Here is a 9,004-nt window from a genome sequence, read left to right on the forward strand (position 1 = left end):
TTGCGGGTGCCTGGCGGCGGGCGGATTCTGGACATGATGAAACCAGGCCGATGGGGCGCCGTGAGTGTACGGATGGCAGCCGAGAACGGCGATTTCCGTGGCCCCCTGGACATCACCAGGGCGGCCACGCTGGTGCTCGACAGCCGGGAGACCGTCATCGGCTGGAGCCCTGCGGCGCAGGAACTGCTCGGCTACCGGCCCGAGGAGGTCATGGGCCGGCCCCTGGAGACCTTCCTGACCCGCGCCTCAGAGGCTTCGGCGTTCTCAGGCGCGCATGCCGCCGAGGCGTCCGCCGGACCCACCCCACCCCCGACCCCATGGCTCGACGAGGGGGACGTGTGCGTCGCGGTCCACCGGGACGGCCACCGACTGGTACTCGTCATCGCGGCCTGCCCGCTGACCGGCGCGGTCGGGGCGGGCAAGGTCCTGGTGGTGGCGGAACACGAACGGCTCAGGTTGTGGAAGTCCCGTCTCGCCCTGCTGCACGGCTTGGCCACCCAGTCGCCCATCGGCCTCGCCATCCATGACACCGACCTTCATCTGACCTGGTGCAATGCCGCGTACGAAGGCGAGATCGGCCTGCCGTTCGCCGCGTTCCGCGGTATGCGGGGCTCCGATCTGTATCCCGAGGGCAGATTCATCTCGCCGGGATACCCGGAGTTGCTCGACGACGTCCTGGGCCATGTGCTGAAGACCGGTGAGGCGCTTCTCGATCTGCACTTCCGCGGTGAGCAGCCCAGTGACCCCGGCGTCGAGCACCTGTGGTCCTGCTCCTACTACCGGCTCCAGGACCCGGACGGTTATGTGTTCGGCGTCTGCGAGGACGCGTTCGACATCTCCGAACGCTACGAAGCCCAACGGCAGCTGAATCTGCTCGTGGAGGCGAGCCGCCGCGTCGGTACGACGCTCGACGTCGTCGCCACCACGGAGGAACTGGCGGAAGTGGCGGTCCCGCGGTTCGCCGACCGCGTCGACATCGACGTCGCCGCCGCAGTACTGGAAGGGGAAGTGCCGGGATCGCTGGGCCCGGATTCGGTGCTGATCCGCACCGCGGGCCGCCGAGTCGAGACGGGCGACGGCGGCGACGGCGGCGGGATCGGGGGCACCGAAAGCGCCGTGGTGCCGCACGTCGGGCCCGCACGCCCGGTGACGTACGCCCGCGCCTCCCCGCAGCACCGCAGCCTCGCCTCGGGGGGCCTGGTGCTGGACGAGGACACCCTGGTGGTGCCGCTGCGGATCGGCGGCAGCCCGCTGGGCATCGTCAGTTTCGTCCGCGGCGCCGGGCCGGGCCTCTTCGACAGGCACGCGGTGGCACTGGCGGACGAACTGGTCGGCAGGGCCGCGGTGTCCATCGACAACGCCCGCCGTTTCACCCGTGAACGCGCGGCCGCCCTCGCACTCCAGCGTCAGCTGCTGCCCCGCCATCTGCCGCAGAACTCGGCGGTGGACCTCGCCTACCGCTACCTGCCGACGGACGATGTGACCGGTGTGGGCGGTGACTGGTTCGACGTCATCCCGCTCTCCGGAACCCGGGTCGGGCTCGTCGTCGGCGATGTGGTGGGACACGGGGTCCATGCCGCGGCCACCATGGGCAGGCTGCGCACCACCGTGCGGGCACTCGCCCCGCTCGACATGCCCCCCGACGAACTCCTCACGCGGCTCGACGACCTGGTGGTCCAGGCCGCCGAGGACCGACCGGGCCCGGCCCTGGAGGGCACCGAGGACACCGCGCCCACGGCACACGCCCGATTCGCCGGCTCCGCCGAGGTCGACGCGACGCCGACGGGGTCCATCGGCTTCACCGACAGCGAGGACGTGGCCACCGGCGCCACCTGCTTGTACGTGGTCTACGACCCGGCGTCCCGGCACTGCACCATGGCCCGCGCGGGCCATCCGCCGCCGGCCGTCGTCCACCCCGACGGTGAGGTCACCATCCTCGATCTGCCCGTCGGTCCGCCCCTGGGCCTGGGCGGACTGCCGTTCGACTGCTACGACGTCGAACTGCCCGTGGGCAGCCTGATGGCACTGTTCACCGACGGGCTTGTGGAGTCCCGTGACCGGGATGTCGACGAAGGGCTGGCCACCCTGAAACACGCGCTCACCGACAGCAGCGGGTCACTGGACGACATCTGCGACCGGGTGCTGGCCGCACTTCTGCCGGACGGTACGACCAGCGACGACTCTGCCCTGCTGCTGGTGCGCACCCGCGAGCTCGACCACAGCAGGGTCGCTGCCTGGGATCTGCCCGCCGAGCCGGCGGCGGTCGGTCAGGCCCGTGAGTCGGCCGCGGAGCGGCTACGGGCCTGGGGGATCGATGAGCTGGTGTTCTCCACGGAGCTGATCGTCAGCGAACTGGTCACCAACGCGGTACGGCACGCGGCGGGTCCGCTGCATCTGCGCCTGATCCACGACCGTGTGCTCGTGTGCGAGATCGCCGACGCCGCCCATACCTCCCCCCATCTGCGCCACAGTGCGGCTGACGACGAGGGCGGGCGCGGGCTGTTCATCGTCGCCCAGCTCGTGCAGCGCTGGGGCACCCGCTATGGGCCGGCCGGCAAGACCATTTGGACGGAACAGGCCCTTCCGTGATCGAACGGCACGGCGAGCCCGTCTGCCTGATGTTCAGTTGACACCCATTCCGGTACGGCGCGGTGAGATTGCGGCCCGACTTCGGATGATCGCCATGACTTACCTTCGGAAACACCTTTCCACGCGCCTACCGCTGCCGCCACCATGGGCTCTTGTTCCCGCAGACAACAAACCGGAGGCGCTCCGGTGGCGGACCGACCGGCGCCTGGGAGCCGTCCGCCGTGTGTAGTGAATGAGGAGTCACAGGGTGTCAGAGCTCCACCGCGCGGGTCCGGATGCCGCGTACGAGACGCGGACGCACACCGGTCTCACCGATGCCGAGCTCACCGAACGGGTGCGTGCCGGTGCCCCGGCCGCGCAGCCGGCGGCGCTGGAGCTCAAGCGCCGTCACCTGCCCGCGCTGCTCGCCTACACGCGCCTGTGTGCGAGCAGCCAGACGGCCGCCAACCAACTCGCCGTACGGGCCTTCGACCTCGCGATCCAGGAAGCCCTACGCGGCATCGAGCCGGGCGGGACATGGCGCCACCACCTGCTGGCGCTGGTGGGGCGAACCGGTCGCGACTGGGCTGCTCGAAGCCTCCGCGACCGCCTCGAACCCGGCTTCCTCGGCTGGATCGAGGCCGGAGCCGAGGCCTCGTCCGCCATGCGGGTGGGCTTCGCCCGGCTGCCGGAGGTGCTGCGCGGCGTCCTGTGGTACGCGGTCGTGGACGACGAGCCCGACGCCATTGTCGGAGGCTTCCTCGGCATCACCGCGGACATGGTCCCCGAACTGCGGCCAAGGGCCCAGGACGCCATGCGCCGGGCGTGGATCCAGGCACATCTGGAGCGCGGCGGTACCCCGGAATGCCTGGGTTTCCGCCGTATCATCGAAGCCGCCACCGGCCTCGGAGACCGCCGCTACAGCCGGGATCTGACGCTCCACCTGGAGCAGTGCCCCAGTTGCACCGGGCTTGTCGCCGCACTCACCAGGATGGCCGACGCGCCCAGGACGGTGTGCGCCGAGGGCCTCATCGGGTGGGGCGGGGCCGCCTATATCACACACGTTCCGGCCCCCGGGCTGTTCGACGCCGTCGTCGCGGGACACGGCGGGGGTGCCGAGCCGGGGGATGCCGCTCCGCTCGCCGGCGTGCGCCAGGAGAGTGGCCCGGCGCGGCTCGCCGGCGCGGTACGCACATCGTCCCGCTCCTCCGCCATCGCCGCCGCGGCGGCGGTCGCCGGCGTCATCACGGTCGGCACGCTCCTCGCCACGGCCTCCAATGACACCGCGGCGGTCCACACCGGTGCCGTGGAACCGCCTGTCAGGCAAGCCGGTCCCCCCGCCGGTGCGTCCCTCCTCCCGCCCACCCCGTCGCCCTCCGTGACACCCTCCAAGCGGCCCTCACCCCGGCCGACCGCGTCCAAGTCGGCGTCTCCACCGAGGTCTTCAGCGCCGACGACCCCCACACCCTCCAGGACGGTCACGCCCGGACCGTCGCGGATCGTCCCCGGCGGTGGTCGTACCCAGGTCGTCAACGGTGCGACAGGGCTGTGCCTGGACATCGAGGACGGCGTGCTCGCCAATCGCACCGACGTTGTCACAGCCCCGTGCTCGGGAGCGAACACCCAGCAGTGGAGCCTTGAGCCCAGCGGTCTGCTGCGCAGCGCCGCGGATCCCGCGTTCTGCCTGGACTCGCGCGGTGACACCGACCGCGGGGTCGGCATCTGGACGTGTGATTCCGTCCACGGGGGGAACGGTGTGAACCTGCTCTTCACCATCGATGCCTCGGGGGTCATTCATCCGCGGATCGCAACCGACTTCGCCCTGGAACCCGAGACGGACAAACCTGGCAGCGAACTCGGCTTCGAGCGAACCGACGACCCCGACCGCACCGATCGCGACCAGTTCTGGACTGGCGCGCGAACTTGAGCACGGTCAAAGGTATTTGACTGTACATCAGGTGCAAACAAGTACCCATCGCGCGGATGGGGAGCGGCCAACCGCCCTTGGGTGAAAGCGGCTTGTGTGATCAAACTCTTCCCATATGGGGTCATGATCTGGCATCTTTCGTCCACCACTTCCCACATCTCGGCCCGGTAGGTGTCACCGCACCACCGGGCTTTCGGAGGATGCTTTGCCTACCCCCATATCCCGCCGGCTCAGACGCTCGGTCGTGGCCATCGCCGCCCTCGGGGCGGCAGCGGCGTTCGTGACTCCCGCGGTCGCGGTCGCGGCCGAGGCGGCTCCCACCGCCCCCACCGCAACCACCGCCGCCACCGCGTCATGGGCGGCCGGCACCAGGGCCTACCTGGTCATCACCACCCCTGGTGACACCTCCGCCGTACGCAGCGCGGTCACCGGCAACGGCGGCACGGTGTTCGCCTCCTACGACGCCATCGGTGTGATCGTGGCGCACTCGACGTCCAGCTCCTTCGCCGCCACCATGCGCGGTGTCAGCGGCGTCCAGCAGGTCGGTGCCACCCGCACCTCCGACGTCCCGGCCGACGCCTACAACCCCGCGCTGCCCGCCGCGCCCACGCAGGCCACCACCACCCTCACCGAGTCCAACCGCTGGGACATGACCCAGATCCAGGCGGACAAGGCGTGGGCGGTCACCACCGGATCCTCCGCCGTCAAGGTCGGAGTGCTCGACACCGGCGTCGACGACCTGCACCAGGACATCGCCCCCAACTTCAACGCGGCCGACTCCGTGTCCTGCGCCTACGGCAAGGCGGACACCCGGTTCGGAGCCTGGCGCGACGTGGACGACCACGGCACGCATGTCGCCGGGACCATCGCGGCGGCCAAGAACGGCAAGGGCGTCATCGGCGTAGCCCCGGGCGTGAAGATCTCCTCCGTCCGCATCGCGGAGCCGAACACCAACCTGTTCTTCGCCGAGAACACCGTCTGCGGCTTCATGTGGGCCGGTGACCACGGCTTCAAGGTCACCAACAACAGCTACTACACCGATCCGTGGCAGTTCAACTGCCCGGACAACGTGGACCAGGCAGCGATCATCGAGGGCGTCAGGCGTGCCCAGGCGTACGCCGAAGGCAAGGGCTCACTCCAGGTCGCGGCGGCGGGCAACTCCAACTACGACCTCGCCAACAAGACGACGGACACCGAGAGTCCCAACGACTCCACTCCGGTGACCCGTACCATCACCAACGCCTGCATCGACATCCCCACCGAGCTCCCGGGCGTGGTGACCGTCTCCGCCATGGGCAGGGGCAACGTCAAGGCCTCGTACTCCAACTTCGGCCGCGACATCATCGACATCGCGGCTCCGGGCGGCGACGGCTCCTCCGGTGTCTACTCGACGCTGCCGGGCGGTAAGTACGGCAACCTCAACGGCACTTCGATGGCATCCCCGCACGTAGCGGGTGTCGCCGCACTGCTCGCGAGCACCAACCCCACCGCCACCCCGGCGGACCTGCGCGGCAAGCTGGCCGCCCAGGCCACCGACACCGCCTGCCCGTCCGACAGCAGGTGCACCGGCACGACCGCCAAGAACGGCTTCTTCGGCGAGGGCCAGGTCGACGCTCTCAAGGCTGTCGGCACCACGCCGCCGCCCGGCAAGTACGTCGAGAGCACCACGGACGTCGCCATCGCCGATAACAGCACGGTCGAATCGCCGATCACCGTCACCGGTGTGAGCGGCAACGCCCCGACGGCCCTCAAGGTGGGCGTGGACATCAAGCACACCTACCGCGGCGACCTCGTGCTCTCGCTCGTGGCCCCCGACGGCACCGTCTACACGCTCGAGGACTTCGCGAACAACGACGGCACCGACAACGTCGCCAAGACCTACACGGTCGACGCCTCGTCGGAGACCGCGTCCGGCACCTGGAAGCTGCGCGTACGTGATGTGGCGTCCCAGGACACCGGGAAGATCGACGCCTGGAACCTGACCTTCTAGACCCAGGACCCTTCCGGGAACCGGTCCATCGCTGCCGGGGCGCGGCCCACCGCCGCACCCCGGCAGCGGCACGTCCGGGCCGACGGCCGCGCTCAGGCGACCATTGGCTGATCGGTGGGCCCGATGGGCGCCGGAAGCACGGTGCTCCCCGTCAGATAGCGGTCCGCCGCGGCTGCCACGGCCCGGCCTTCGGCGATGGCCCAGACCACCAGCGACTGCCCCCGCCCGGCGTCGCCCGCGACGAACACCCCGTCCACCGCTCCGTTCCCCACACCGTCCTCGGCCCCGGCAGTGGTTCCCGCCAGCGCCCCGAAGCCCTCGTCCCGCGCGAAGTTGCCGCGTTCATCCAGGGCGAGCCCGAGCTGCTCCCGCAGCCCGCTGTGCCGTTCGGGTCCGGAGAAGCCGAGCGCGATCAGGACCAGCTCCGCCGGGATCTCCCGCTCGGTGCCCGGCAGCGGACTTCTGCGTACCGGTTCCACTTCCGCCAGACACAGCGCCCGGACATGCCCGGGCGGGCCTTCGGCGAAGCTGAGCGTGGCGGAGGCGAAGAGCCTGGGATCCGAGCCCTCGCGTCCCCGTGCCTCCTGGTGGGCATGCGAGATCCGGTACACCTTCGGATGGGTGACCGGCCAGGGCTGGTGGTCGGGGCGGTCCTCGCCCGGTTCTGCGTTGATGTCGAGTTGCACCACCGAGGCGGCTCCCTGGCGCAGGGCGGTGCCCAGGCAGTCCGATGCGGTGTCGCCACCTCCGACGATCACCACGTGCCTGCCCTCGGCGCTGAGCGGGGTGGTGGCGTAGTCGCCTTCCCGGACGCGGTTGGCGAACGTCAGATAGTCCATGGCCTGGTGGATGCCGCCGAGTTCCCGCCCGGGCACGGGCAGCTCCCGCCGTTCCATGGCACCCACCGCTACGACCAGTGAGTCATGGCGCCTGCGCAGCTCCCTGGCGTCGATGTCACCGCCGACGTCCACACAGGTGCGGAACTTGGTGCCTTCCGCCCGCATCTGGTCGACGCGGCGGTCCAGATACCGCTTCTCCATCTTGAACTCGGGAATGCCGTAGCGAAGCAGCCCGCCGATCCGGTCGGCACGTTCGTACACGGCGACGGTGTGGCCGATCCGGGTGAGCTGCTGGGCGGCGGCCAGTCCCGCCGGTCCCGAGCCGATGACCCCCACCGACTTCCCGCTGAGGCGCTCGGGAGGCTGCGGTGGCGTGTAGCCGCGCTCCCATGCCTCGTCGGCGATGGTCTGCTCGACGTTCTTGATGGTCACCGGGTCCATGTTGATGGCCAGCACACAGGCGTCCTCGCAGGGTGCCGGACAGAGCCGCCCGGTGAACTCGGGGAAGTTGTTGGTGGCGTGCAGCCGCTCCGCGGCGGCCCGCCAGTCGCCCCGGGAGGCGTAGGCGTTCCACTCGGGGATGAGGTTCCCCAGGGGGCAGCCGCTGTGGCAGAACGGGATCCCGCAGTCCATGCAGCGTGCCGCCTGCTCGGACACCAGTGGGAGAAGCGCCTGCCCCGCGTAGACCTCCCGCCAGTCGTCGAGACGCTGCTCCACCGGCCGCGCCGGGATGGGGCGGCGGGGGGTCTTGAGGAAGCCGTGGGGGTCGGTCATACGCCGCCTCCGTCAGTCACTCGCGGTGCGTTACGGCGGTGTGACCAGGGTACGCCCGGTTTGTTCCGCTTTCACGGGCGGGATTCCGAGGAGGCGGGGCAGGTCTCAGTACGCGCCGTTGACGTTGTCGATGGACCCGTAGCGCTTCGCCGCGTAATTGCATGCGGCGGTGATGTTGGCGATTGGGTCATATATGTCCCATGAGGTTCCATTTACATGGTATGTCCGAAATGTCGGATCAATTACCTGCATGAGGCCTTTGGAGGGAATGCCGGCCCTGGCGTTCGAGTCCCAGAGGTTGATGGCGAATGGGTCGCCCCCCGACTCGCGTATGAGATTGCGGCGGATGCCCTCATGGCTCCCGGGAATTCCCTCTGCCTTCATGACCAGCAGTGCGTGCTTGATCCAGACGTCAATCCGCTGGGGGCTGGCGGGGGTTGCCGATGCCTGGGTCGGGAGGAGGGCTGCGCTGGCGCCGAGCAGAAGGGTGGCGCCGACGGTGCCACCCGCGAGGCGGCGGAAGGCGTTGGATGTGGCCTTCTGGGGGAGAAGAGACAGCCGCATATGGCTCGGCCTTTCGCGTGATTCGTTCAGGGAGGTCCCGTCTGTTGCGGTTCGTGGAATAAAGATGAGAACCGCCTGGGGAATTCCTAGGATCCGAATATGGACGGTCTACGGCAAGTGCCGGTTTCTGTGATTGCCGCCACAAGAGTCTGAATTGGGTGAACCGTCCCCGTCCCATTTCGGACAAAAGCCACCAAGGGGGTGCGGTGTGAGCAGCGAAAAACCCACGGGGCGACACCGTGAGGGGGGGGCCCCGGGGGCCGTGGGGTGAGGTAAAAGGCCGGGGGGGGACGTTGAGTTCAAAAGCCGACCGGTCGGGGGGGGGTAAAAGCGAGGCAGACA

5 protein-coding genes are annotated in these 9,004 nt (G+C 69.6%); 3 read left to right on the plus strand and 2 right to left on the minus strand.

The features are described from left to right. Positions 1 to 72 precede the first annotated feature (72 nt). From ACFWI9_RS02450 to ACFWI9_RS02460, 3 genes are all read left to right on the plus strand, one after another. A complete protein-coding gene (locus tag ACFWI9_RS02450) occupies positions 73 to 2,589 on the plus strand; it encodes a SpoIIE family protein phosphatase (protein ID WP_387158484.1) in 2,517 nt (838 codons plus the stop codon). Between the two features lie 247 nt (positions 2,590 to 2,836). After that, a complete protein-coding gene (locus tag ACFWI9_RS02455; RefSeq protein ID WP_387158485.1) occupies positions 2,837 to 4,495 on the plus strand; it encodes a ricin-type beta-trefoil lectin domain protein in 1,659 nt (552 codons plus the stop codon). 244 nt (positions 4,496 to 4,739) lie between these two features. Further along, positions 4,740 to 6,485: a S8 family serine peptidase gene (locus ACFWI9_RS02460; protein WP_387158487.1), complete on the plus strand. Its 1,746-nt coding sequence runs from the start codon at positions 4,740 to 4,742 to the stop codon at positions 6,483 to 6,485. Positions 6,486 to 6,577: 92 nt separating this feature from the next. On the opposite strand, the gene ACFWI9_RS02465 is transcribed toward ACFWI9_RS02460, so the two are convergent. Further along, positions 6,578 to 8,098, minus strand: coding sequence for a glutamate synthase subunit beta (locus ACFWI9_RS02465; RefSeq protein ID WP_387158488.1), 1,521 nt, complete (start codon positions 8,096 to 8,098; stop codon positions 6,578 to 6,580). Positions 8,099 to 8,203: 105 nt separating this feature from the next. After that, positions 8,204 to 8,662, minus strand: coding sequence for a transglycosylase SLT domain-containing protein (locus ACFWI9_RS02470; protein ID WP_387158490.1), 459 nt, complete (start codon positions 8,660 to 8,662; stop codon positions 8,204 to 8,206). Positions 8,663 to 9,004 lie beyond the last annotated feature (342 nt).

This window comes from Streptomyces sp. NPDC127084 (genome assembly GCF_042724175.1).
In the GTDB taxonomy this organism is placed as follows: domain Bacteria; phylum Actinomycetota; class Actinomycetes; order Streptomycetales; family Streptomycetaceae; genus Streptomyces.